We start from the raw sequence: 24,045 nt of genomic DNA, 5'->3' as shown, positions 1-24,045 counted from the left end.
TGAATAGTAGCTTAAGCGTTATAATACCCATTTTTATCAAGAAACAACCAAGAAACGTGAGTGCAATGAGCGAACATTTACTCGGTGGCAAACCAACTACCCAACCAGTGAAGACACTGGAAACTTTTGACAACCCGAATCCAAGCCGTGATTTCCATATTCATATGGAAATTCCAGAGTTCACCTGCCTGTGCCCGAAAACTGGCCAGCCTGACTTTGCGGTGATTTACCTCGACTATATTCCCAACAAATTGTGCGTGGAATTAAAAAGCCTAAAACTGTATATGTGGTCATTCCGCGACGAAGGCTGTTTTCATGAAGCCGTCACCAACCAGATTCTCGACGACCTGGTCAGCGCCATTGATCCGAAATTTATGCGCGTCACCGCCAAGTTTTATGTGCGCGGCGGTATCTTTACCAACGTCGTGGCAGAACACCGCGCCGCAGGCTGGCAGCCACAGCCCTATGTAGAGTTATCGCAATTTTCTGCGCAAAGTAATATCCGCGGATAAGCGTACACAGAAATAAAAAAACCCGGCCAGGCCGGGTTTTTTATTGCACTGGCAAATGGCTACATTAGCTGCAATGCCTAACTTGCTTTTATTGGGTTTAAAAGGCAAGGCATGTTGCGAAGGTGCCTTAATTCAACCCTAGCACTTCAACACAAAAAACTAAAGAGACTCTGCAGCTCACAATAACGGATGCTATGCGTGCAATCATTTGAATTTGGCATGGGTGTATTGCACCAATGAAAAAACCTCACATGTAACAGTTATCTGTCACATGTGAGGTTTCATATATATGAATCATTACTCCTGCCATGATTCAACCACTTAAGTGGATTTGGCGTCCCCACGGGGATTCGAACCCCGGTCGCCTCCGTGAAAGGGAGGTGTCCTAGGCCTCTAGACGATGGGGACCTAAGAAATTTAACAACCTGCGCATTATACCAGTTTTTCAAATAATTTAAATATTTATTTAACAAAAAATTCAATATTTTCAATCACTTGGTGGAGATAAGCGGGATCGAACCGCTGACCTCTTGCATGCCATGCAAGCGCTCTCCCAGCTGAGCTATACCCCCGAATCTCTGGTAATGCCGCTCTTCGTTTTGCAGTGCAATTCAAAGAAGGCGCCATATTAATGATGGCTTGAAGTCTTGTCAACGGCTTTCACCATAAATATTGAAAAAACTTCATATCGTTTTGTTTTTAATAAATGCCTGCTGCCCTCTTTAGCCGGCAACCATGGCAACGAATACAATTTTATTTGAGGTAAGGTTTGATTTTGCCCATGATGTCTTCGCTCTCGGGCCGCGTCATGCTATTAAATGAATAGACTTTTTGACCACCAGGCAGGATGACATACTTATAAAAGTTCCATTGCGGCGCTTGGCCGGTTTGTTTGATCAGCTGCTGATACAACGGATTGGCAGCACTGCCGGCCACGCTGGATTTTTCAACCATCGGAAACTTGACGGAATACGTCAGTTTGCAGAAATCACCAATCTGCTTGTTATTGCCAGGCTCTTGCCTGAAGTCATTGGACGGAAAACCAATCACGACCAGGCCCTTGTCTTTATATTGCTCATATAGCGCTTCCAGCGCTTCAAACTGGGGCGTAAAGCCGCATTTGCTGGCAGTGTTGACAATGAGGATAGGTTTGTCCTGAAATTGACAAAAATCGACAGTTTGCCCCTGTAAGGTTTTAAATTGGTGTTGATATAAAGGTAAACAGTCAGCCTGCGCCAATGAATAGCCGCCTAAGCTTAATAACATGAATATCACACCTCGCATTGCATCTCTCCTGAAACTTATGTTTATGTTATGCCTTTACAGACAGTCAGTTAGCTTGATTGTTCTGCATGAATGGCGCATATTTTACTTTTTTTAATAGTTGCCGTTAATCTAATTGTAAGAAACAAAAAGCATGATTGGCATAGTCTATGCTAATGCTTATGTTAAGAACATTAAGGACTGACATGTTTGAGTAAATTAACGATGTAATGGGAGACCACCATGTTACAAAAAGCAACGCCAACCGACAAATTTAAAAAAATTGATCAAATGCTGGAAGATTTTGCCGGTGATGAAGTCGATGATTTCGAATCCAGCTATGGCAGCTATGAGAAAAGCCACAAGCACTACTCTGCTGACGAAGATGTGTTGATGAATATCGACGACTTGTATTAATCTGCGCGACTGCTGTCATACCGCAGGCTGAACCAGCCTGATGCACTCACCACACACTGTGTGCGCCATGGTTACTGATATACGGTTGCCTGATATAATATCGGGATGGAAATTACTACACGCTTGGAGTTCGATGCCGGACATCGTATTCCTGATCATAAAAGCCAATGCCGCAATTTGCATGGCCATCGTTACGCCATAGAGATTACGCTCTCGGGCGACATTATTCACGCTGAACACGCTTCAGAAAACGGAATGGTGATGGACTTTGCCGATGTTAAGCGCATTGCCCGTGAAACCATTGTTGATCGCTGGGACCATGCCTTTCTGGTCTATCAGGGAGATGGCGCTGTTTTAGACTTTTTAAACAGTTTGCCCAATCACAAAACGGTGATTTTTCCAACGATTCCAACGGCAGAAAATATGGCGGCACAAGCATTTAAATTGCTTAAGGCACAATATACAGACAGCTTTGGCAATCATCTCAAGCTGGTAAAAGTCAGGCTGTATGAAACGCCAAACAGCTGGACAGATGCGTTTGACCAGCTTTAGCTCGCCTCAATAGACAACGCAGCCATCACTTGATTTAAAGCCACAGACCACTCAGGCAAACGCACGCCAAAATGCTGCCCAAGTTTGGCAGTAGACAGGATTGAGTTTGCAGGCCGTTTGGCAGGCGTTGGATATTCAGCCGTGGCAATGGGCTGAATCTCTTTAACCGCCAAGTCTGGCCAGCCGCGCACAGTGGCCAAGGCCTGGTATTGCGTCACGATCTCACTGGCAAACCCAAACCATGAGGTTTCCCCCGCATTAACCAGATGATAAACGCCTGTTTGGGCCTCACTTTCAGGCTGCCACACAGTGACTAATTCTGTCACTGCCTGCGCAATCGAAATAGCGGAGGTTGGCGCCCCATGCTGATCAGCCACAATGCGCAACATCTCACGCGCTTGCGCAAGCCGGATAATCGTTTTTAGAAAATTATTGCCGTAGCTACCATACACCCAACTGGTACGTAAAATGAGGTGCGGCAGGCCAACTTGCCTAATCGCCTCTTCACCGGCCAACTTACTGGCGCCATAGACGCTCACCGGGTTAGCACTGTCGGTTTCCACATACGCGGACAACTTGGTGCCGTCATACACATAGTCAGTTGAAAAGTGAATCAGGGCTGCATTGAGCTTGGCAGCCTCTTCGGCCAGTATGTGTGGCGCGGTGGCATTAATGGCATAAGCCATTTCGCGCTCAGACTCTGCTTTATCTACCGCCGTGTAAGCCGCCGGGTTAATAATCAGGTCTGGTTTAACCTCACGCACCACGCGCCTGATCTGCTCAGGCTGTGTCAAATCGAGTTGCTGACGATCACAGGCAATCACCTGCCAACCATGTGCAGCCGTTAAAGCCAGTTGTTGCTGCAAGGCATGGCCGACCTGGCCACTAACGCCGGTTAACAGAATTTTTTTCATCGCAATGGTGACAATACTTTAGAGGGCATCAAATTTAGGCGCATCTGCCCAGGACAAACCCTGCTGGTCTTTGGCCGATAGACTGGGGGGCATAGCCAGTGGCCAGTCTACGCCCACAGTTACATCATTCCACTGCAAACACGCTTCGTGCTGCGGCGCATAATAGTCGGTGGTTTTATACAAAAAATCTGCCGTATCAGACAACACAACAAAACCATGGGCAAACCCGGCAGGCACCCACAGTTGGCGGTGATTCTCAGCGCTCAAATGCGCGCCTGCCCACTGCCCAAACGTGGGTGAATTGCGCCGCATATCAACTGCCACATCGAACACTTCACCCTGCACCACGCGTACCAGTTTGCCCTGTGGCTGCTGTATCTGGTAATGCAGCCCCCGCAACACGCCTTTGCCTGAGCGCGAGTGGTTATCTTGCACAAATTGCACATCCAGGCCGGTGCAGGTTTTAAAGGTGTTAGCGTTAAAGCTTTCCACAAAAAAGCCGCGTGCATCCCCAAATACTTTAGGCTCCAGAATCAACACGTCTGGAATCGCCGTTGCCACCACCTGCATTAAAATACCCGCTCTTTAAGAATCTGTTTCAAATATTGCCCATAACCATTTTTGGCATATTTATCCGCCAACTTATCTAATTGCTCAGCCGTAATAAAGCCCTGGCGGTATGCAATCTCTTCGAGGCAGGATACTTTTAAGCCTTGGCGTTTTTCTATGGTTTGAATAAAGCCACTGGCTTCCAGCAAAGATTCATGTGTGCCGGTATCCAGCCAGGCCATTCCACGGCCCATGACTTCAACATTGAGGTCGCCCCAGGCCAGATACTGTTTATTGACGTCGGTAATCTCAAGTTCACCACGCGGTGAAGGCTTGAGGTTTTTGGCAATATCTACCACACGCTGGTCGTAAAAATAAAGGCCGGTCACCGCATAACGGGATTTAGGCTGTGTCGGTTTTTCTTCGAGGCTAATAGCAGTACCGCTACCATCAAACTCAACCACGCCGTAGCGCTCAGGGTCATTTACTGGATAAGCAAACACGGTAGCGCCCTGCTCGCGCTGACCCGCGGCCATCGCCATTTCGCCTAATTCGTGCCCATAAAAAATATTGTCGCCCAGTACCAGCGCACTAGTATCGTTGCCAATAAAGGACTCACCGAGAATAAACGCCTGTGCCAAGCCATCTGGCGAAGGTTGCACCTGGTATTCAATGCGCATGCCCCACTGGCTGCCATCACCCAGCAACTCTTTAAAACGGGGCGTATCCATAGGCGTAGAGATAATCAGCACTTCGCGTATGCCTGCCAGCATCAGTGCCGACAACGGGTAGTAAATCATCGGCTTGTCGTACACCGGTAACAACTGTTTTGAAACCACTTGTGTCACTGGATACAAACGTGTGCCGGAGCCTCCGGCCAATACAATGCCTTTTCTTGCCATTATGCGAGCTCCTCTCCACGTTCGTGGTAATTTTTGTTGAGCCAATGCTGATATTCGCCGCTGGTAACATGCGCCACCCATTCATGATGCTGCAGATACCAGCGCACTGTTTTACGAATGCCGGTTTCAAAGGTTTCTTGCGGCTTCCAGCCAAGCTCTTGCTCAATTTTGCTGGCATCAATCGCATAGCGCGCATCATGGCCCGGGCGGTCTTTAACAAACGTCATCTGGTCGCGGTAACTGCCTTGCGCTTTGGGTCGCTCCTGGTCGAGGATGTCACACAAAGTATGCACTACGTCCAGGTTGGTTTTCTCATTCCAGCCGCCGATATTGTAAGTTTCACCGGCCTGGCCATTGGCCAATACCTCACGAATCGCACTGCAATGGTCTTCTACATATAACCAGTCACGAATATTGCTGCCATTGCCATAAATAGGCAGCGGCTTGCCAGACAAAGCATTGTGAATCACCAGTGGAATCAGTTTTTCCGGAAAGTGATATGGACCGTAATTGTTGGAACAGTTAGTGGTCAGGGTTGGCAAACCATAGGTGTGGTGATAAGCGCGCACCAGATGGTCAGAGGCCGCCTTTGACGCCGAATACGGACTATTCGGCTGATAGGTATTGGTTTCTTTAAAAGCGGGGTCATTCGGCCCAAGTGAACCGTACACTTCGTCGGTAGAGACATGTAGAAAGCGGAACTGTGCTTGCTCATCCACCGGCAGCGCTTGCCAAAATGCACGCACTTCTTCCAGCAAATGAAAGGTGCCGACGACATTGGTTTGAATAAACGCATCCGGGCCATGAATAGATCGATCTACATGGCTCTCGGCGGCAAAATTAAGCACCGCGCGTGGCCTATGCGTTTCAAGCAGGGCTTTCACCGCTTCGCGATCACCAATATCGGCATGCACAAATATATGGTCAGCGTTCTGGCTAATACCAGCCAGGTTTTCCATGTTGCCGGCATAAGTTAATTTATCCAGGTTAATCACTTTGCCCAGCTTGTGCCCCACCCAGGCATTCACAAAGTTGCTGCCAATAAAACCGGCACCGCCGGTGACTACAATGGTTTCTGTGAGCATAAAAGACCTAAATTCAAAGTGATTTTACTGATTGATACATTTCATACTAGCGCATTAACAGGCCATTCAAAGACGTGATTAACACATATGACACCGCGTTAATCAGCTACTCAGCGGCTACCAGGTGCTTGCGCCAGCCTTGGCCAAGCTTGCAATATATTGCTGATGTGCGTTTAACTCTGCTTCATCAGCCGTCACCAGTTTTAATGCAGAAAAGTCTACGGCCAGATTCGCCTGCGTCGCTTGCTCCACCGGACTAGACAACTCCATGAGCAGGCTTTCCTGGCCACGCGTCATGGCGATATAGACTTCGGCCAGCAACTCCGCATCCAGCAAGGCGCCGTGCAAGGTACGCTGCGAGTTATCAATGCCAAAATGGCGGCACAAAGCATCCAGGTTATTACGTTGGCCAGGGCGCATTTCCTTGGCCATTTTCAAGGTATCTATAATGCCGCTAACATAGGTTTCCAGCTTATCCTGACCGAGCTTGGCAAGCTCCATATTCAAAAAGCCAATATCAAACGGCGCATTATGAATAATCAACTCGGCGCCACGTACAAACGCGACAAACTCTTCGGCAACACTTGCGAACAAGGGCTTGTCTTGCAAAAACTCCAGTGAAATACCATGCACTTCTTGCGCGCCGGGGTCGATTTCCCGCTCGGGATTGATATAAATATGAAAGTGGCGCTGGGTCGGCCTGCGGTTAAAAATCTCAACCGCGGCAATTTCAATAATACGATGTCCCTGGTCCGGGTATAAACCGGTGGTTTCCGTATCGAGAAAAATCTGTCTCATGCAATACCCCTCTTAACTCGCCGCAACCGTCAGCACGCCCTGATTAGCCAGTGCATCTGCGCGCTCATTGCCTTCATTACCGGCATGGCCTTTTACCCAGATCCATTCGACCTGATGCGTGACCGCCAACGCATCCAGCATTTGCCATAAATCGGCATTTTTAACTGGCTTTTTATCTGCGGTGCGCCACTGCTTCTTTTTCCAGCCTGCCAGCCACTCTGTCATGCCTTTTTGTACATAACTGGAGTCTGTATACACCTTCACCTGCGAGGGGTTTTTCAATGCTTGCAGCCCTTGAATCACCGCCATCATCTCCATACGGTTATTGGTGGTCAGTGCTTCACCGCCAAACAGTGACTTTTCGTGTTCACCCGCTTTGAGCCAAACGCCCCAGCCCCCAACGCCTGGGTTACCTTTGCAGGCACCGTCAGCGTACATTTCTATCCATTGTTGAGTCGACATCCGCGCATTCTAACTGTTTTTGCGCCTGTTTTTGTATGCTGGACTGGCCTTTTCGCACTTGCAAAGCATGGTTAAGTGGTGACTTCTTCCATTCAGGCTTGAGCAAGCGTGCATTCAATACTCTTTTCTTTGCGATCAAAAAGTACACGCCGCCGGTCATGCCACAGGTGTGCCGCCCCCAGCGCTCGAGGCAAGACTGCCTGGCCAACCATAGCGGGTCATTCACCGGCAAGGCATGAATCAAGCTCCCACTGTGTACGATTTCAAACCCCAGCACATTTAGCCAATCGCGTATCCGCCAGGCGGTGAACAGGCGTTCAAAATGTCCGGCCTGCTTAAACTGGCCAACGCGGGCGCGCATACCTAATACGCTGACTGGCGTGACGCCGGTTAGCATTAGCGTGCCTTCTGGCACCAGCACGCGAAACACTTCGCGCAGTGTCTGCTGCGGGTCTGCGCACTGCTCCAGCACATGCGGCATACACACCAAATCAACCGAGTGTTCAGCAAACGGTAAAAATTCGCTTTCACATAACAGCGAAGCATTCGGCGCGGCTGCGAGCTGCAAAGAGTGCTTATAAGGCATGCGGCAATGTTCAAGCAAATCATGTGTTGGCCAGCCAATTTGCAGGGCATGAAAACCAAACACATCGGCCACCGTTTGCGCATACAGCGGGATTTCTCGCTGCGCAATATACTGGCCCAGGGCCATGGCCTCAAAGGCTGTCGTATTTAAGCTAACAGGCTGGCTGGATTGCAAGGTAAGCTCCCAAAAATGCCAGTGATCAAACAGGCGGTTAAACACGATTGCGCCTTGACAATAATCACCAATTTTTCAATGATGCGGGATGCACGACACTTCTGCAAGCATAGACATCACCGCTTTGCCCGCTTTTAGCGATAATTACTTATGGCTGATTGCGTATAACGGCCATGCACTAATCGTTGACCCAGGCGATGCCGAGGTGGTTGAGCAAGCGTTAGCAGCGGCGCAGTTACAGCTGGATGGTATTTTATTAACCCATCACCATGCCGATCATGCAGGCGGTGCGCCAGCCCTGCAACAACACTGGCAGTGCCCGGTCTACACCCCAGACAGTGACCACCCGGCTTACCAGGCATTACAGGCAACCCGCGTTAAACAAGGTGACCACATCACGTTTACCCACTTTGGCACCCTCACCTGTGAAGTGCTGGCCTTACCAGGCCATACACTGGACCATATTGCTTATTACCTCAATCGCCAGCACCTGTTTAGCGGAGACGTGCTGTTTGGCGCGGGCTGTGGCCGCCTGTTTGAGGGCACGCCTGCGCAAATGCACGCCTCATTGCAACACATTGCCGCCCTGCCGCCTGACACACTGATCTACGCCGCACATGAATACACGGCCCACAACATTGCCTTTGCGCAAACGGTAGACCCTGATAACCAGGACTTGCAACAACGTGCGCTAGACACCGCCCGCTTGCGTGCACAGCAGTTGCCAACCTTACCAACCTCACTCGCATTAGAATTAGCCACCAACCCTTTTCTGCGTTGCGAAGCGCTGTCGCACCAACCCGCATTTCAACATTGGTCAGCCCTTGATGTCTTTACCGAGCTGCGCGCACGGCGCAATCACTTCTAGCTTCAATCCATGCCTAGGCCTTAAGGTGCAGCGCATGCACAGCGCTTGCGGCTTGGCAAGGGCTTGTCTCACTGAAAAATTAACGTAGAATGATGTCCTCCTTAAAGCGCATGTATGCGTTACGTCAATCACGTGCTGGTTGGCATGGCCACCTGGCCGCCCGGTTTCATCAATGCATGTGCAGGCTTTTTGATCTAAGGCCTTGCGCAACAGTCTCAGGATTAAGTATTACCGTCATGCGTTTTAAAAAAATACTGCTATGGTTCACTCTTTCGGCCTCGCCATTGTTGGCCTGTGCTGAATACATAGAACCGGCCACCGTGTCAGACGACAACGGCAGTTATGATGAAAGTTATGGCGCACCGGGCACAGAAAGCTATAGCTCTGGTTATCAGTTCGAAGACTCACTAACCCTGCAAGACAGCCTGTGGGATCGCGTACGCGATGGCTTTAACATGCCGGACATAGACTCCACTTACACCAACAAACACGAGCAATGGTATGCCTCGCGCCCCGACTATGTGTCACGCATGTTAGAGCGCAGTAAAAAGTACCTTTACCACATTGTGGTTGAAGTTGAAAAAAGAGGCATGCCGACCGAAATTGCGCTGCTACCGATGATTGAAAGCGGCTTTAACCCGAAAGCGTTGTCTACCAGCAAAGCGTCTGGCATCTGGCAATTTATTCCGTCTACCGGCAAAGACTTTGGCCTCAAGCAAAACTACTGGAAAGACTCCCGCAAAGACGTCACCGCCGCCACACAAGCCGCACTCAATTATCTGCAAAAACTCTACACCATGTTTGGTGCCTGGGACCTTGCACTGGCGGCCTACAATGCAGGTGAAGGCACGGTGGCGCGCGCAATTGAGCGCAATCGTCAGCTGGGTTTACCCACTGATTACCAGCATTTGTCATTGCCGGACGAAACGCGTAATTACGTGCCTAAATTGCAGGCGATTAAAAACATTATTTTTCGCCCCGAAAACTATGGTTTAACGCTTAATGAGATTCCTAACAAACCGTATTTCACTACGGTGCAAGCGCCCAACAAGATTGACGCCAAACTGGCAGCTGAGCTGGCGGGGATTTCACTAGAAGAATTTAATGCGCTGAACCCCAGCTTTACGCGCCCGGTGCTGATTACCGAAAACAGCTATCAAAAGTTACTGCTACCCACCTGGGCCGCCAGCAACTTCACTACCAACCTCAATAACTATAACCGCCCGCTCTCTAACTGGCATAGCTACCAGCCCAAGCGTGGCGAACGGCTGGGCGCCATTGCCAGCCAGTTTGGTATCAGTATTTATGAATTGAGCGCTACCAACAACCTCAAGCCCAACCGTAACCTGATTGTGCGCAGGCAGCTATTGGTCCCTGCCAGCGTGCAATCCAGCCTGACCCGGCCGATTGATGTCGCCGCCATGGCGCAATTGCCAATTGAGATGCCTGTAGAGAGGGAATCAAAATCTGTATCAGTCTCCCACAAGGTAAAACAAGGTGATACATTGGCAAAACTGGCTAAACGTTACGGCATCAGCAGCAAACAGATCATGCAGCAAAACCACTTAAAATCGAAAAGCCTGGCCGTTGGCCAAGTATTACAGCTGGAAAAACAGGAAAGTAGCGCAAGTAACAGCAGCCAGTCACGTAGCTCAAAAACCAGCGTAAAATCTAACCATCAAAAAACATCGGCTTCAAATAAAAAACAAACGAGTACGCAGTCATCCGCGCACAAAAAAACGACCACTACACACAGTAAAAAAACTAAATCGACTAAACACTGACACGGCCTGAACCCATGACCAATCGACACTTGTCCAGCCTGCATGAGATTTGCACCAAGCGGCATGCATCGACAATTCAACGAACGATCATCGGCGTGTTATGTAGTGGGCTGATGGCTTGCAGCCCAGAGAGCGAAAACCAACGTTCACCAGCACTTAACCAGGTGTACCCTGCCCAGCCTGGCGGCACCATGATCAGCGCCATGCCCTCAGACCCCGCTAGCATGATAGGCATGGTGGCGGGTGAGTCGGCCTCGCTGGCGATTGGCAGCTATTTGTTTAACTCTTTGCTTAAATACAACCAGGACCTGGACCTAGCAGGTGAATTGGCAGAGTCATGGCAGGTCTCTGACAACAAGAAAACCATTACCTTTAAGCTGAAACCTGGCTTGCAATGGGCGGATGGCAAGCCGCTCACCAGTGCTGATATTCTGTTTACCTGGCAGTTGATCACCGATGAAAAAACACATAGCCCGTATGCTTCGGATTATCAATTGGTGACCAAGGCCGAAGCACCGGATGCACACACATTTATTGTGCACTATTCACAGCCGTTTGCCCCGGCGCTCGAAAGCTGGGCCAGCCTGCAAGTGCTGCCCAAACACAAGCTGGCCGGGCAAGATGTTCACACCACCAGCTTTGCGCAAAAACCGCTGGGCAGCCACTACTACCAGTTAAAAGAATGGCGGCATGGCGAGTATATCAAGCTGGAGAAAAACCCTAAATCGGTGCTGGGACCTGCCTATATTGATCATTTGATTGAGCGTATTATCCCCGACCCGGCGGCGCAGTTTTTAGAGCTGATGGCGGATAACATAGATAGCATGAACCTGGATCCGATTACCTATGCACGGATTATCCCATCGCGCCCAACGCTACAAGCCAAGCTCAACCAATATAAAGAGCTCGGCAACAGCTACACCTACCTGGGCTTTAACCTTAAGCGCAAACCGTTTGATGACGTGCGTGTGCGCAAAGCGATTAATTACGCCATAGACAAGCAAGAGATTATCGACGGCGTGTATCTGGGCTTGGGCATTACCATTGCCTCACCCTACAAACCCGGCACGCGCTGGAGCAACCCGCACTTGACGCCCTACCCGTTTGACCCGGCCAAAGCCAGGCAGTTACTGGCCGAAGCAGGTTATACCGACACGAATGGTGACGGCATTGTCGAGCGTAACGGTAAACCACTGTCGTTTGAAATGCTGACCAACCTGGGTAATAAGCAACGTGAAAAAACCGCAGTGATTATCCAGCGCCGCTTAAAAGAAGTGGGCATTGAAACGCGTATCCGCACTTTAGAATGGGCCAGCCTGCTCACCAACTTTATTAAACCTAGTAATTTTGACGCGGTAGTGATGGGTTGGGGCTTGGGCCTGGACCCGGACCAGTATTCCATCTGGCACTCGAGCCAACAAGGCCCGGGCCAGTTTAACTTTATTGGTTACAATAACCCTGCCGTCGACAAATTATTAGAACAAGGCCGCCTTGAATTTAACCCTCAACAACGCATGCAGATCTATCACGACTTTGCCAAGGTTTTATATGATGACAGCCCGCTGGTATATTTATCTGCCGGGTATGGCCTGACCGCCATCCACAAACGCGTTCAAGGTATTATGAACCCGGTGCCCCCCGCCGGTGTGAGTTATGACTCACAAAAATGGTACATGCCTGAGCCGCTCAGACGCACGCAAATACAGGCAGAATAAGCATGCTCAATTACCTGATCAGACGTATCTTGTGGATGATTCCGATGTTAATCGGCATCAGTCTGATTTCCTTTTTAATCATGCATTTGGCACCAGGCGACATCACCAGCACCGAGGCCGCGTTTGATCCAAAGTCATCTGAAGAGTCCCGCCAAAAGCTGCGCGAACTTTATCACTTAGATAAACCGATTATTGTGCAATATGGCCTCTGGCTCGAGCGCATCGTACACCTGGACTTTGGTCACTCCTTTGCCAGCCACCAAAAGCCCGTGTTTTGGGCAGAAACCGATAAAGAAGGCAACACCACGCCCGGCATGATTCAAGAAGCACTGCCCATCACGCTAATGATGAATATGGTCGGCTTGCTGCTCACCCTAACCCTGGCCGTACCGCTAGGCGTCATCGCGGCAAAAAAGTACGGCCGCTGGCCAGACCGTAGCATTACGCTGTTTAACTTTATCGGTTTTTCTATTCCTGGTTTTTGGTTATCGCTGTTATTGATGTACTGGCTAGGCGTCATTCACCCATGGTTTCCAATTTCTGGCCTGCATAGCCTCAACTACGCACAACTAGATGGCTGGCAAAAAGCATATGACCTGTTGATGCACTTATGCCTGCCGGTGGTGATTCCCGCCCTCACTGGCCTGGCCGGTGTCACCATGTTTGTTAAAAACGGCATGTTGGACGTACTCAGCCAGGACTTCGTCACCACCGCACGTGCCAAAGGCCTGAGCGATCGCGCGGTCACCTACCGCCATGCCTTGCGCAATGCACTGCTGCCACTCATTACACTGGTCGGTTTATCGTTGCCCGGATTAATCGGCGGCTCAGTCATTGCCGAAACAATTTTCGCCATCCCCGGCATGGGCAAACTATTTTATGACGCCGTCATGATGCGTGATTTTCCGGTGGTTATGGGCATACTCACCATCGGCTCAGCGCTCACTTTAATGGGCAACCTGCTGGCAGACCTCGCTTACGCCTGGGCAGATCCGCGCCTGCGCAGAGGCATCATGCCACAACGTTAAGCAGACAACACACTATGCAAAGAATCCTGCAAAATCCTCTGGCAGTCACCGGGCTCTGTTTAATCGGCATCATTTTATTGCTGGCACTGCTCGCGCCGTGGATCGCGCCTTACGACCCCGACGCCGTGCAAGTCAAACAAATCCTGATTGGCCCCTCAGCCGAACACTGGATGGGCACCGATGGCCTGGGTCGCGATGTCTGGAGCCGCATGTTGTTTGGTGGCCGCGTGTCCTTATTGGTTGGCCTGGTCGCCGTCGGCATTTCCACCATGATTGGCGTGATTTTAGGCGCGCTGGCCGGTTATTACCGTGGCTGGGTAGACACTGTCATCATGCGCCTGGTCGACATCATGCTGTCTATCCCCAGCTTTTTCCTCATCCTCGCCGTGATTGCTTTTTTGAGCCCCTCTATCACCAATGTCATGATCGTGATCGGTCTCACCTCCTGGATGAGCGTCACCCGTTTAGTCAGGGCCGAGTTTTTAAGCCTGACCCAACGTGAATTTGTCGCGGCCTCCACCGCATTGGGTGCACCTGACTGGCGCGTCATTTTTAAACACTGCCTGCCCAATAGCTTAACACCGGTATTAGTCAGCGTCGTGCTGGGCATCGCCAGTGCCGTGCTGCTCGAATCCGGCTTGAGCTTTCTCGGCCTGGGCGTGCAGCCGCCACAAGCCTCCTGGGGCAACATCCTCACCGACGGCAAAGAGTATATCCAGTTTGCCTGGTGGCTCTCGCTCTACCCCGGACTTGCCATATTAATTACCGTGTTAGGGTATAATCTGCTCGGCGAAGGTCTGCGTGACGTGTTTGACCCACGTTCTAACACCACACGCTAGCCGATTAACTAACTACCTACCAAACAGGAACACGCATGGCATTTCTTGCTGGAAAAAAAATTCTGATTGCCGGTTTGCTAAGCAACCGTTCAATCGCTTATGGCATTGCAGCCGCGATGAAACGTCAAGGGGCCGAACTAGCCTTTACCTATCAAGTCGACAAACACGAAAAACGTGTACGCGACCTGGCTGCTGACTTTGAATCTGATATCGTCTTACCCTGTGACGTGGCCGAAGATGCTCAAATTGACAACTTGTTCGTAGAACTGGCCAAAGTCTGGGATGGCCTAGATGGCTTGGTGCACTCTATTGCCTTCGTACCAAAAGTCGCCCTTGATGGTGACTACCTGGACAATATCAGCCGCGAATACTTCCACATCGCGCACGACATTAGCTCCTACAGCTTCTCTGCCATGGCTAAAGCCGCCTACCCAATGATGCAAGGCCGCAACGGCAGCCTGCTGACACTAAGCTATCTTGGCGCAGAGCGCACCATGCCTAACTACAACGTCATGGGCGTTGCCAAAGCCAGCCTGGAGGCCAACGTCCGCTACCTGGCACAAAGCTTGGGCCCACGCGGCATCCGCGTCAACGCAATCTCTGCCGGCCCAATCAAGACTTTAGCCGCTTCCGGCATTGCTGACTTCGACAAAATGATCGGCTTTAACGAAAAACACGCCGCCCTGCGCCGCAACGTCACTATTGAAGAAGTCGGCAACGTCGCCGCCTTCTTATCCAGCGATTTAGCTTCTGGTGTCACTGGTGAAATTACCTACGTAGATGGCGGCATGAATATCACCGCTGCGGGTCAAATCGACTAAGTCTACCGCTGCAAACAAAAACGCCTGCTCTGTAAAGACAGGCGTTTTTTTATAGCTGATAGACTCTCAAATCCTAGGCGCGACCAACCGTATTTATAAAAAATAGGTGCAATAAAAATTAAAAAAATCATTGTTTTAATTCATAAAAAAATTTAAAAAATCATTTATAAAACCATATTTAATAATCATTCAGGTGTGCTTCAGCTCCCTGCAACAGGAGGCCTTCATGATAGACCATATAGGCTTAACAGTAAGTAATATTGAAAAAAGTAAGGCTTTTTACACACATGCACTTGCGCCACTTGGCTTCAAACTATTAGCAGAAGTGCCGGCGTCGATGTCAGGAGGTAAAGACTTTGCTGGGTTTGGCGAGCCGCCTAAACCCGAATTTTGGCTAGGTAGCGGTACGCCCAATCAGCCGCCAGTGCATATTGCCTTTCGGGTAAACTCACGTGCGCAAGTAGATAGATTTTACGTCACGGCCCTGGCCGCAGGTGGGCGAGATAATGGTGCACCTGGTGTGCGTGCACATTACCATCCCCACTATTATGCTGCATTTATCCTAGATGATGATGACCATAACATTGAAGTAGTTTGTCATGAGCCAGCATAAGCGCCGCAGCGACCGATCAGGCAAAACAGACTAAAGTGCACCATACCTACTTAAGCGTTATAACTTAAAGCGAGCGATTGTGGCCAATCATAAAAATATCCATAAAAAGATGCGCAATACAAATCCAGCAAGGCCTCAACAGATTGAACGACCTGCGCGATCAAATAACGACATGCTGCTACTGGTTTTTGCAATTGCTTTTCTTGCTTGCATGACGATATCCATGCTGGCTGGCCAACTGCCTGAACTGGTTTTTTGGGTATATTGGGTGGCAAGCGCTATGGCATTCATCGTTTACAAGCTAGATAAATCAGCTGCCATGCGTCACCAAAGGCGCACACCAGAGAAAACACTACATCTACTCGCATTGGTTGGCGGCTGGCCGGGCGCGATACTGGCGCAAAGACTATTTCGCCACAAATCAAAAAAGCTTTCTTTTCAAATCACCTTTTGGGCGACGATCATTCTTAACTGTCTGGCACTTGCCTGGCTGCTTTCGCCTCAAGGGGCTACTTTGATTGACTTTATAGTTCGTACCATTTAGAAAACAGCAAACACACCAATAAAAAAAGGAGGGCAATGCCCTCCTTTCTTTGTTTCAGCCAGCTCAATTATTCGTTATTTTTGGATAACAATACTTTTGCGTTGAACTGAATATCTTTTTTAGCTTTAAGTGAGCCGACATAGGCATGCGACATTTCATCACCCAAGGCTGCCTGATAGGCTTTAAAGGCTCTGTCAGCGACGTCCGGCTGGTCTTTGAGCTTCTGACTTACCGCAATCACTTTAATCACGGTGTAGCCCTTATTTACCTCGTTAAAACCATAGTAGGCTGGTAAGGCGTGTGTGTTAACTTTAAATACGTTACGCATCACGCCATCGCTTAAACCTTGTGCATTTCTGCGATCAATCGTCACTGGGGTGATCCAGTCAGTGTCGGTTGCTTTGCCTGCTTTAAGGTCTGCCAGCAGCGCTTCACCTTTTTGCTGTGCCAGTTTGCCCGCTGCTTCGGCTTTTAACACGGCTTCAATGCCACCTTTTACTTCATCAAAACTACGTGGCGCTTCTGGCGCGTATTCAACCACACGACCAGCAACCAGGTTGTTTGGGGACACTTCAACAGCCTCTGTATTGCGCTTTTCTTTCAGGACTTCGTCAGAAAATAGCAACGTCGCAAAACGATCACTCTTAAAGAACTTGGAAACTTCTTCTTTGCTCATGGCAGGAGAAGTTTGAACTTGCACATTAAACTTCTTGGCCACAGGATCCAAGCTGCCTGATTGCTCGTAAACAGTGTTACCAAAGTCGTCTGCCAGCTCTGCATATTTGGCTTGTGCTTTTTGAAACAGCAATTCGGCTTTAAGTTTGAGTTTTACAGAATTAAAGTCTGAAGACTCACCGGTTACGCCAGTCAGTTTAATGATGTGATAACCAAACTCGGATTCAACCAGCTCACTGATATCGCCCACTTTCATTGAGAAAGCAGCTTCTTCAAATGGCTTTACCATGGCACCACGGCCAAAACTACCCAAGTCGCCACCTTTACCGGCAGAACCTGTGTCTTGCGAGTTTTCAATCGCCAGTTTCTCAAAGTTCTTTGGGTTGGCTTTAACTTGTTTAAGAATAGCTTCTGCTTTTTCTTTGGCAGCAGCTTTGTCAGCAGGCGTTGCCGTGCTGCTAAAGCCGATCAGAATATGGCTAGCTTGACGCTGCTCATCACCTTGTAGCTTGGCAGCATTTTCGTCATAGAACTGCTTCACCTCTTCGTCAGTCACATTCACTTGGCCCATCAAGCCCGCGGCGGTTAGCAAAGCAAACTGCAGCTTTACCTTGGCAGGCGCGATGAATTTGGTTTTGTGCTGGTTGTAATAGGCTTGTACCTGCTCTGGTGTCACGTTTACCTGACCCATAAAGTCAGATACTTTGACATCAGCAACGGTAACGTCACGTTGCTCAAACTCTGACATCAGTGATTGCTCGGCCACTTTTTTCGGCATGAACACGAGGTTAGTCAAGCCATCCCGTACTTGTTGTACAGCCAGGTCCTTGCGCACGCTTTGTTCAAACTTGGCTGGAGTCAGCTTATTTTGCGTCAGCAGCTGATTATAAGTTTCTTCAGAAAACTTACCATTACTCTGAAACTCAGGCATACCCAATATGTGCTGGCTCAATTGCTCATCACTAATTCTAAAGCGGTAATCCTGAACAGCGGCCTCGACCAGGCGGCGGGTAATAATGCCGTCCAGCACCGACTGCTTGAATGCCGGGCTTTCCAGCATGGCTGCATCGACTTTTTGTCCTTGTGACTGCAAATAGTTACGCGCATTCTCTACCGCATTTGAATACTCTTGCAGCGAGATTTTTTGACCATCGACTTTAGCCACGGCCACTTGGCCACCAGCCTGATTTAAATAGGAGTCGATACCAAACAACGCAAACGGCACCACAATCAGCGCCAGAATGATTTTTGCCATCCATCCTTGTGTGTGTTTTCTTAATGCTTCCAACATTTTATAGTTTCCATTACCTGATTTTTGCAACAGCAAACTATACCATAAACCCGCCAATATAGACGGATTCAAGCCCTGTGATCACACGTTGAGGATGACTTTACAGGTGAGGTGAAAGCAATGTGGCACGATAGGAATTTATCAGCCCTGCGTTGATGAATGCATTCACTAGGATACGGTACACATCACTGAATGCATGATCAGTCAGATTTACCATAAACGAAATTTAATAAAGCCAAACCAGATGAAGTCATCTCATTCCAAATTTGGAATATAACGATGTTTAAAGATATTGAATTGATTAGGCAGAAAAGAAAAAAGCCCTGATAAATCAGGGCTTTAATTTGGCGGAGCGGACGGGACTCGAACCCGCGACCCCCGGCGTGACAGGCCGGTATTCTAACCAACTGAACTACCGCTCCCGGTAATCGTTAAGCTGAAATTATAACACTGTTTATTATAAAATCAACAACTATTTTTTAATTATTAACTTGTACTTAGCTTCACTTGTTAAAGTAACTTCTTAAGTACAGTGTCACTCAAAAAATTAAGAGCGCATACTTCGCACTCTTAATTTAAATTGTTTGGTGGGTGCTAACGGGGTCGAACCGCTGACATTCGCCTTGTAAGGGCGACGCTCTACCAACTGAGCTAAGCACCCGTAACAACCACTGTGTGGTGCTACTACTGGTAGAGCAACTTAGCTGCTCAACCAAAGAATGCTAGTTTACAGCATCTTTAAGACCTTTACCAGCCCTAAATTTAGGAGATTTAGCAGCTTTGATGTTAATTGTTGCACCGGTACGAGGGTTACGGCCAGAACGGGCAGAACGCTCACCTACATAGAATGTACCAAAACCAATCAAGGTTACCAGATCACCTTTTTTTAATGCGCCGGAAATAGCTTCAGTTGTTGCATCCAGAGCACGAGCCGCTGCCGCTTTAGAAATGCCAGCTGCACTTGCAATATGATCTATCAATTCTGATTTATTCACGTGTTTCCCCTATTACTAGTTAAAAAGACAGGTACATCCTGTACCGTCTTTATATCAAGCCGCAAAACGAGCTGTCAAGCGCTAATCCGGCCTTTTGACAATAATTCGCATCAATTTTACTAATGCGTGACAGCTTGCTCTGGATTTGCATCACCAGAAGCCACAATCTCCACCGCTGGCGCATCTGCTGTCAACGGCTTAGGAGCACTTTCAAGGGCCAAATCCAGCACCTGATCTATCCATTTGACGCAATGAATCTCGAGGTCTTTTTTAATATTGGCCGGAATATCCACCAAATCTTTTTCATTGGCTGAAGGAATTAGCACTGTTTTAATACCACCACGGTGAGCAGCCAACAGTTTTTCTTTCAATCCGCCAATCGGCAATACTTCACCGCGCAAGGTAATTTCACCCGTCATCGCAACATCTGCGCGCGCCGGAATCCCAGTGAGTACAGACACAATCGCAGTAGTCAGGCCAATACCAGCACTTGGGCCATCTTTGGGCGTCGCCCCTTCTGGCAAGTGAATATGGATGTCTTTCTTCTCATAGAAGTCAGTTGGAATGCCCAAGCCTTCTGACCGGCTACGGACAACGCTCATGGCAGCCGTCACCGACTCCTGCATCACGTCACCCAGCTTACCGGTGGTAATGGTCTTGCCTTTACCAGGCAACGTCACGGCTTCAATCGTCAGCAATTCGCCGCCCACAGAGGTCCAGGCCAGGCCAGTCACCTGCCCTACCTGGTTGTCTTTGGCTGCAACGCCAAAATCGTAGCGTTTCACGCCCAGGTATTGCTCAATGTTCTTGCTGGTGATATTGATTTTTTTAACTGTTTTACTCTTGCCCGTGGCCAACAATTGCTCTTTCACCGCTTTACGGCAAATTTTAGCGATTTCTTGCTCAAGGCGACGTACACCGGCTTCACGCGTGTAATACCGCACAATATCGCGCAAAACGCTTTCAGCCACGGCAATTTCTGTTGCCTTGAGTGCATGCGCTTTTAATTGCTTAGGCAACAGGTAGCGCTGCGCAATGTTAATCTTCTCATCTTCTGTGTAGCCAGACAAACGAATGATTTCCATACGATCCAGTAATGGTTCGGGGATGTTCATACTATTTGCGGTCGCCACAAACATCACATCGCTCAGATCATAGTCGACTTCGACATAGTGATCGGCAAAGGTGTGGTTTTGCTCCGGGTCCAGCACCTCCAATAAGGCAGAAGACGGATCACCACGCATGTCCTGCCCCATCTTGTCGACCTCATCGAGCAAGAATAACGGGTTTTTTACACCAACCTTGGTCATGCTTTGCAGCACTTTACCAGGCATAGAGCCAATGTAGGTGCGACGATGGCCGCGAATCTCGGCTTCGTCACGCACACCGCCCAAGGCCATGCGCACAAACTTGCGGTTCACCGCTTTAGCGATACTTTGCCCCAGGGAGGTTTTACCCACCCCTGGCGGGCCTACCAGGCATAAAATCGGCGCCTTCAGCTTACCCACACGCTGCTGCACAGCCAGATACTCGACAATCCGCTCTTTCACTTTGTCCAGGCCATAATGGTCGGCATCCAGAATCGCTTCTGCGGCTTGCAGGTCTTTGCTGATTTTGGTTTTCTTTTTCCAGGGCAAATTGAGCAAGGTATCAATGTAGTTACGCACAACCGATGCTTCGGCCGACATTGGCGACATCAATTTGAGTTTTTTCAGCTCAGCAGTGACTTTGGCCAGCGCCTCTTTAGGCATGGCGGCATTTTTGATGCGCTGCTCCAGCTCTTCCATCTCGGCATTTTCATCTTGCTCGCCCAGTTCTTTCTGGATGGCTTTCACTTGCTCATTCAGGTAGTACTCGCGCTGGCTTTTCTCCATCTGGCGTTTCACACGGCCACGGATACGTTTTTCTACCTGCAGGATGTCAATTTCAGACTCCATCAGGAACAGCAAATGCTCTAAACGCTCAATCACACTGAGCATTTCCAGCACTTTTTGTTTTTCTTCCAGCTTAAGCGTCAGATGGGCAGAAATGGTATCTGCCAAGCGACCTGGCTCATTAATCGTTGCTAATGAGGTCAAAATTTCTGGTGGAATTTTTTTGTTCAGTTTGACGTATTGGTCAAATTGGGTCATTACAGTGCGCATCAAGGCCTCAGCCTCTTTGTCGTCCTGATCAGTTTGCTCAACCTCTTCACCCAAAGCCATAAAGCAGTCATCGGTCTCTACAAAATCAGACACACGGACGCGATGCAGGCCTTCAACCAGTACTTTAACGGTGCCATCAGGCAACTTCAGCATTTGCAACACCGTTGCCAGCGTGCCGATCTCATACAGGTCTTCTGCAACCGGATCGTCCTTGTTGGCCGACTTTTGGGCAACCAGCAAAATCTTTTTATCGCCTTCAGAGGCGCGCTCTAACGCTTTGACCGACTTGGTGCGACCAACAAACAACGGAATAACCAGATGTGGGTAGACGACGACATCGCGCAATGGCAATAACGGGATTAAAGCGGATTCTTCGGGGATCTCGGAGTCAAGCAAAGTGTGTTCTGTCATAGCGTCTTTCAAAAAGTGTCAAAGGAGCCAGTCCTTTGCATTTAGATGGGAACATTCTTTGAGAATTCAAGAGAGCAGGCATCTAATGTTGTAGATGCTATCTTGCAATAGCCGGACGGCTATTGCAAGTGTGATTTAGTGTGCGTTTTCAACGCGTTTTTGCGCATCCTGATAAATCAGAATTGGTTCGGAAGTGTGTTCAATCACGCCAGCATCGACAATGACTTTAGACAAGCCTTTGAGTGATGGTAATTCGTACATGAGGTCGAGCAACGAGTGCTCCATAATAGAACGCAAACCACGCGCACCCGTTTTACGCTCAAGTGCTTTTTTAGCGATCAACAGCAGTGCAGAATTTTCAAACTCAAGTTCTACACCTTCCATCTTGAACAACTTCATATATTGCTTGGTTAAAGCATTTTTTGGCTCAACCAGAATCGTCATCAAGGCGGCTTCATCCAGAGACTCTAAGGTTGCTACCACTGGTAGACGACCAATAAACTCAGGAATCAAGCCAAACTTGATCAAATCTTCCGGCTCAACTTCACGCAATACCTCACCTACCGCACGAATATCTTCCTTGCTCTTTACTTCAGCGCCAAAACCAATGCCGCCTTTTTCTGAGCGATGACGAATGACTTTTTCCAAGCCATCAAATGCACCACCGCAAATGAACAGGATGTTAGTCGTGTCCAGTTGTACAAACTCCTGATTAGGGTGTTTGCGGCCGCCTTGTGGCGGCACAGAGGCAATCGTACCTTCGATCAGTTTCAGCAAGGCTTGTTGCACGCCCTCGCCAGAAACGTCGCGGGTAATAGATGGATTGTCAGATTTACGTGAAATCTTGTCCACTTCATCAATGTAAACAATACCGCGTTGTGCTTTTTCAACGTCGTAATCGCATTTTTGCAGTAATTTCTGCATGATGTTTTCAACGTCTTCACCAACATAACCCGCTTCAGTCAATGTCGTGGCATCGGCCATGACAAATGGCACATCCAGCAAGCGCGCCAATGTTTGGGCCAGCAAAGTTTTACCGGAGCCGGTTGGGCCAATCAGCAAAATATTGCTTTTTTGCACTTCAATATCGTCTTTACCTGTCTGGCTACCGTCAGACAGCGGGTTGTAACCCAGGCGCTTGTAATGGTTGTAAACCGCCACTGCCAGGTTCTTCTTCGCTTGCACCTGGCCAATGACGTATTGATCCAGAATCAGGCAGATTTCCTGTGGTGTCGGCAGTTTTTTATCTGCGGACTTGATTTCGTTCAGGCTCTGGATCTCTTCACGAATAATGTCGTTGCACAAGTCAACGCACTCATCGCAAATAAACACAGATGGACCAGCAATCAGTTTTTTGACTTCGTGCTGGCTTTTGCCACAAAACGAGCAATATAAAAGCTTTTCGCTATCAGATTTGTTTGCCATGCTCTTCCCCTGCTGGTTGCTCGCTGATTAAACAGCGCTACGTGCGGCAATCACCTGGTCTACCAGGCCATAAGCCTTGGCAGCGTCAGCACTCATAAAATTGTCACGATCGGTATCGTTGGCAATGGTGTCGATATTCTGACCCGTGTGATGTGCCATGATGCCATTTAACTTGTCTTTCAGATACAAAATTTCCTTGGCATGAATCGCGATATCAGAGGCCTGGCCCTGGAATCCACCCAGTGGCTGGTGAATCATCACGCGTGAGTTGGGCAGGCAGAAACGCTTACCCTTCGCACCTGCGGTCAACAGAAATGCGCCCATGCTGGCTGCCTGGCCAATACATAAGGTACTGACATCTGGCTTGATAAACTGCATGGTGTCATAAATCGACATCCCGGCAGTCACAGAGCCACCTGGAGAGTTAATGTACAAGGAAATATCTTTGTCTGGGTTTTCAGCTTCCAGAAATAACAGCTGCGCCACTACCAGGTTAGCGGTCATGTCATTGACAGGCCCAACCAGAAAAATGACGCGCTCTTTCAGTAAGCGTGAATAGATGTCATATGAACGCTCACCCCTGCCACTTTGCTCAATGACCATGGGAATATACCCAAGACCTTGCGGCTCCATTCTTTCTTGCATCATGCCCTCGTTCGCGTTCATATAATTCATGGT

General features: G+C 48.9%; 24 protein-coding genes and 4 tRNA genes. 11 read left to right on the top strand and 17 right to left on the bottom strand.

All coding sequences use genetic code 11. The features are described from left to right. The first annotated feature begins 65 nt into the window (after positions 1-65). The gene (queF, locus tag METH5_RS0113050) at positions 66-512 is read left to right on the top strand and encodes a preQ(1) synthase (RefSeq protein ID WP_029148926.1); all 447 of its coding nucleotides are present in this window, start codon (positions 66-68) and stop codon (positions 510-512) included. A 332-nt stretch (positions 513-844) separates the two neighbouring features. Here the strand turns inward: queF and METH5_RS0113045 are convergent. The 3 genes from METH5_RS0113045 to METH5_RS0113030 all read right to left on the bottom strand — a co-directional run bounded on the left by METH5_RS0113045 (position 845) and on the right by METH5_RS0113030 (position 1,778). After that, a tRNA-Glu gene (locus tag METH5_RS0113045) sits at positions 845-920 on the bottom strand. Between the two features lie 88 nt (positions 921-1,008). Continuing rightward, positions 1,009-1,084 (bottom strand) — tRNA-Ala (locus METH5_RS0113040). A gap of 181 nt (positions 1,085-1,265) precedes the next feature. Next, positions 1,266-1,778 (bottom strand): glutathione peroxidase, encoded by a 513-nt coding sequence (locus METH5_RS0113030; protein ID WP_036307930.1) that lies wholly within the window; start codon positions 1,776-1,778, stop codon positions 1,266-1,268. A 240-nt stretch (positions 1,779-2,018) separates the two neighbouring features. On the opposite strand from METH5_RS0113030, the gene METH5_RS15815 reads away from it, so the two are divergent. Together METH5_RS15815 and queD are read left to right on the top strand one after the other, a co-directional pair. Further along, complete coding sequence (locus METH5_RS15815) at positions 2,019-2,192, top strand: hypothetical protein (protein WP_198290700.1); 174 nt, start codon at positions 2,019-2,021, stop codon at positions 2,190-2,192. 105 nt (positions 2,193-2,297) lie between these two features. After that, entirely contained in the window at positions 2,298-2,744 is a 447-nt protein-coding gene (gene queD, locus METH5_RS0113020; protein ID WP_029148924.1) for a 6-carboxytetrahydropterin synthase QueD, read from the top strand. Here the strand turns inward: queD and rfbD are convergent. The 7 genes from rfbD to METH5_RS0112985 form a co-directional block, all read right to left on the bottom strand. Then, complete coding sequence (gene rfbD / locus METH5_RS0113015) at positions 2,741-3,658, bottom strand: dTDP-4-dehydrorhamnose reductase (RefSeq protein ID WP_029148923.1); 918 nt, start codon at positions 3,656-3,658, stop codon at positions 2,741-2,743. The genes queD and rfbD overlap by 4 nt on opposite strands. An 18-nt stretch (positions 3,659-3,676) precedes the next feature. Then, positions 3,677-4,228, bottom strand: coding sequence for a dTDP-4-dehydrorhamnose 3,5-epimerase (rfbC, locus tag METH5_RS0113010; RefSeq protein WP_029148922.1), 552 nt, complete (start codon positions 4,226-4,228; stop codon positions 3,677-3,679). Beyond that, a complete protein-coding gene (gene rfbA, locus METH5_RS0113005) occupies positions 4,228-5,109 on the bottom strand; it encodes a glucose-1-phosphate thymidylyltransferase RfbA (protein WP_029148921.1) in 882 nt (293 codons plus the stop codon). The genes rfbC and rfbA overlap by 1 nt, the downstream gene beginning before the upstream one ends. Beyond that, positions 5,109-6,194 carry a dTDP-glucose 4,6-dehydratase gene (gene rfbB, locus METH5_RS0113000; RefSeq protein WP_029148920.1) on the bottom strand — a complete coding sequence of 362 codons (1,086 nt, stop codon included), beginning with the start codon at positions 6,192-6,194 and terminating at the stop codon, positions 5,109-5,111. Before rfbB ends, rfbA begins: the two co-directional genes overlap by 1 nt. Positions 6,195-6,311: 117 nt before the next feature. Continuing rightward, positions 6,312-6,992, bottom strand: coding sequence for a DNA polymerase III subunit epsilon (dnaQ, locus tag METH5_RS0112995; protein ID WP_029148919.1), 681 nt, complete (start codon positions 6,990-6,992; stop codon positions 6,312-6,314). 12 nt (positions 6,993-7,004) lie between these two features. Beyond that, positions 7,005-7,430, bottom strand: coding sequence for a ribonuclease HI (rnhA, locus tag METH5_RS0112990; protein WP_029148918.1), 426 nt, complete (start codon positions 7,428-7,430; stop codon positions 7,005-7,007). Continuing rightward, a complete protein-coding gene (locus METH5_RS0112985) occupies positions 7,420-8,259 on the bottom strand; it encodes a class I SAM-dependent methyltransferase (RefSeq protein ID WP_232411044.1) in 840 nt (279 codons plus the stop codon). The genes rnhA and METH5_RS0112985 overlap by 11 nt, the downstream gene beginning before the upstream one ends. A 43-nt stretch (positions 8,260-8,302) precedes the next feature. Here METH5_RS0112985 and gloB point away from each other — a divergent pair, with 43 nt between their 5' ends. The 8 genes from gloB (at position 8,303) to METH5_RS15040 (ending at position 16,426) form a co-directional block, all read left to right on the top strand. Beyond that, on the top strand, positions 8,303-9,082 hold the full coding sequence (gene gloB / locus METH5_RS0112980; protein WP_036307927.1) for a hydroxyacylglutathione hydrolase: 780 nt from the start codon (positions 8,303-8,305) through the stop codon (positions 9,080-9,082). A 236-nt stretch (positions 9,083-9,318) separates the two neighbouring features. Further along, positions 9,319-10,866 (top strand): transglycosylase SLT domain-containing protein, encoded by a 1,548-nt coding sequence (locus METH5_RS0112970; protein WP_029148915.1) that lies wholly within the window; start codon positions 9,319-9,321, stop codon positions 10,864-10,866. 14 nt (positions 10,867-10,880) lie between these two features. Then, positions 10,881-12,581 (top strand): peptide-binding protein, encoded by a 1,701-nt coding sequence (locus tag METH5_RS0112965; protein ID WP_198290699.1) that lies wholly within the window; start codon positions 10,881-10,883, stop codon positions 12,579-12,581. 2 nt (positions 12,582-12,583) lie between these two features. Then, positions 12,584-13,609, top strand: a complete 1,026-nt coding sequence (locus tag METH5_RS0112960; protein ID WP_029148913.1) for an ABC transporter permease — start codon at positions 12,584-12,586, stop codon at positions 13,607-13,609. Positions 13,610-13,623: 14 nt separating this feature from the next. Continuing rightward, a complete protein-coding gene (locus tag METH5_RS0112955) occupies positions 13,624-14,448 on the top strand; it encodes an ABC transporter permease (protein ID WP_029148912.1) in 825 nt (274 codons plus the stop codon). Between the two features lie 35 nt (positions 14,449-14,483). Further along, a complete protein-coding gene (locus METH5_RS0112950; protein WP_029148911.1) occupies positions 14,484-15,269 on the top strand; it encodes an enoyl-ACP reductase in 786 nt (261 codons plus the stop codon). Positions 15,270-15,495: 226 nt separating this feature from the next. Further along, on the top strand, positions 15,496-15,882 hold the full coding sequence (locus tag METH5_RS0112945; RefSeq protein ID WP_029148910.1) for a VOC family protein: 387 nt from the start codon (positions 15,496-15,498) through the stop codon (positions 15,880-15,882). A 79-nt stretch (positions 15,883-15,961) separates the two neighbouring features. Continuing rightward, positions 15,962-16,426, top strand: a complete 465-nt coding sequence (locus METH5_RS15040; protein ID WP_232411043.1) for a DUF1294 domain-containing protein — start codon at positions 15,962-15,964, stop codon at positions 16,424-16,426. 67 nt (positions 16,427-16,493) lie between these two features. Here the strand turns inward: METH5_RS15040 and METH5_RS0112935 are convergent, their stop codons facing one another. The 7 genes from METH5_RS0112935 to clpP form a co-directional block, all read right to left on the bottom strand. After that, positions 16,494-18,392 (bottom strand): SurA N-terminal domain-containing protein, encoded by a 1,899-nt coding sequence (locus tag METH5_RS0112935; RefSeq protein ID WP_029148909.1) that lies wholly within the window; start codon positions 18,390-18,392, stop codon positions 16,494-16,496. 345 nt (positions 18,393-18,737) lie between these two features. Then, positions 18,738-18,814 (bottom strand) — tRNA-Asp (locus METH5_RS0112930). Between the two features lie 163 nt (positions 18,815-18,977). Continuing rightward, positions 18,978-19,053: transfer RNA gene (locus tag METH5_RS0112925), tRNA-Val, on the bottom strand. 61 nt (positions 19,054-19,114) lie between these two features. Then, positions 19,115-19,387, bottom strand: coding sequence for an HU family DNA-binding protein (locus tag METH5_RS0112920; RefSeq protein ID WP_019882242.1), 273 nt, complete (start codon positions 19,385-19,387; stop codon positions 19,115-19,117). Between the two features lie 119 nt (positions 19,388-19,506). Further along, the gene (lon, locus tag METH5_RS0112915; protein WP_029148908.1) at positions 19,507-21,942 is read right to left on the bottom strand and encodes an endopeptidase La; all 2,436 of its coding nucleotides are present in this window, start codon (positions 21,940-21,942) and stop codon (positions 19,507-19,509) included. 135 nt (positions 21,943-22,077) lie between these two features. Beyond that, positions 22,078-23,367 carry an ATP-dependent Clp protease ATP-binding subunit ClpX gene (gene clpX / locus METH5_RS0112910; RefSeq protein WP_029148907.1) on the bottom strand — a complete coding sequence of 430 codons (1,290 nt, stop codon included), beginning with the start codon at positions 23,365-23,367 and terminating at the stop codon, positions 22,078-22,080. 27 nt (positions 23,368-23,394) lie between these two features. Continuing rightward, on the bottom strand, positions 23,395-24,042 hold the full coding sequence (clpP, locus tag METH5_RS0112905; protein ID WP_036307922.1) for an ATP-dependent Clp endopeptidase proteolytic subunit ClpP: 648 nt from the start codon (positions 24,040-24,042) through the stop codon (positions 23,395-23,397). Between the last annotated feature and the right edge of the window lie 3 nt (positions 24,043-24,045).

This window comes from Methylophilus sp. 5 (assembly GCF_000515275.1).
In the GTDB taxonomy this organism is placed as follows: domain Bacteria; phylum Pseudomonadota; class Gammaproteobacteria; order Burkholderiales; family Methylophilaceae; genus Methylophilus.
Note: the sequence above shows the minus strand (reverse complement) of the source record. Positions and strands in the feature narration are given on the sequence as shown.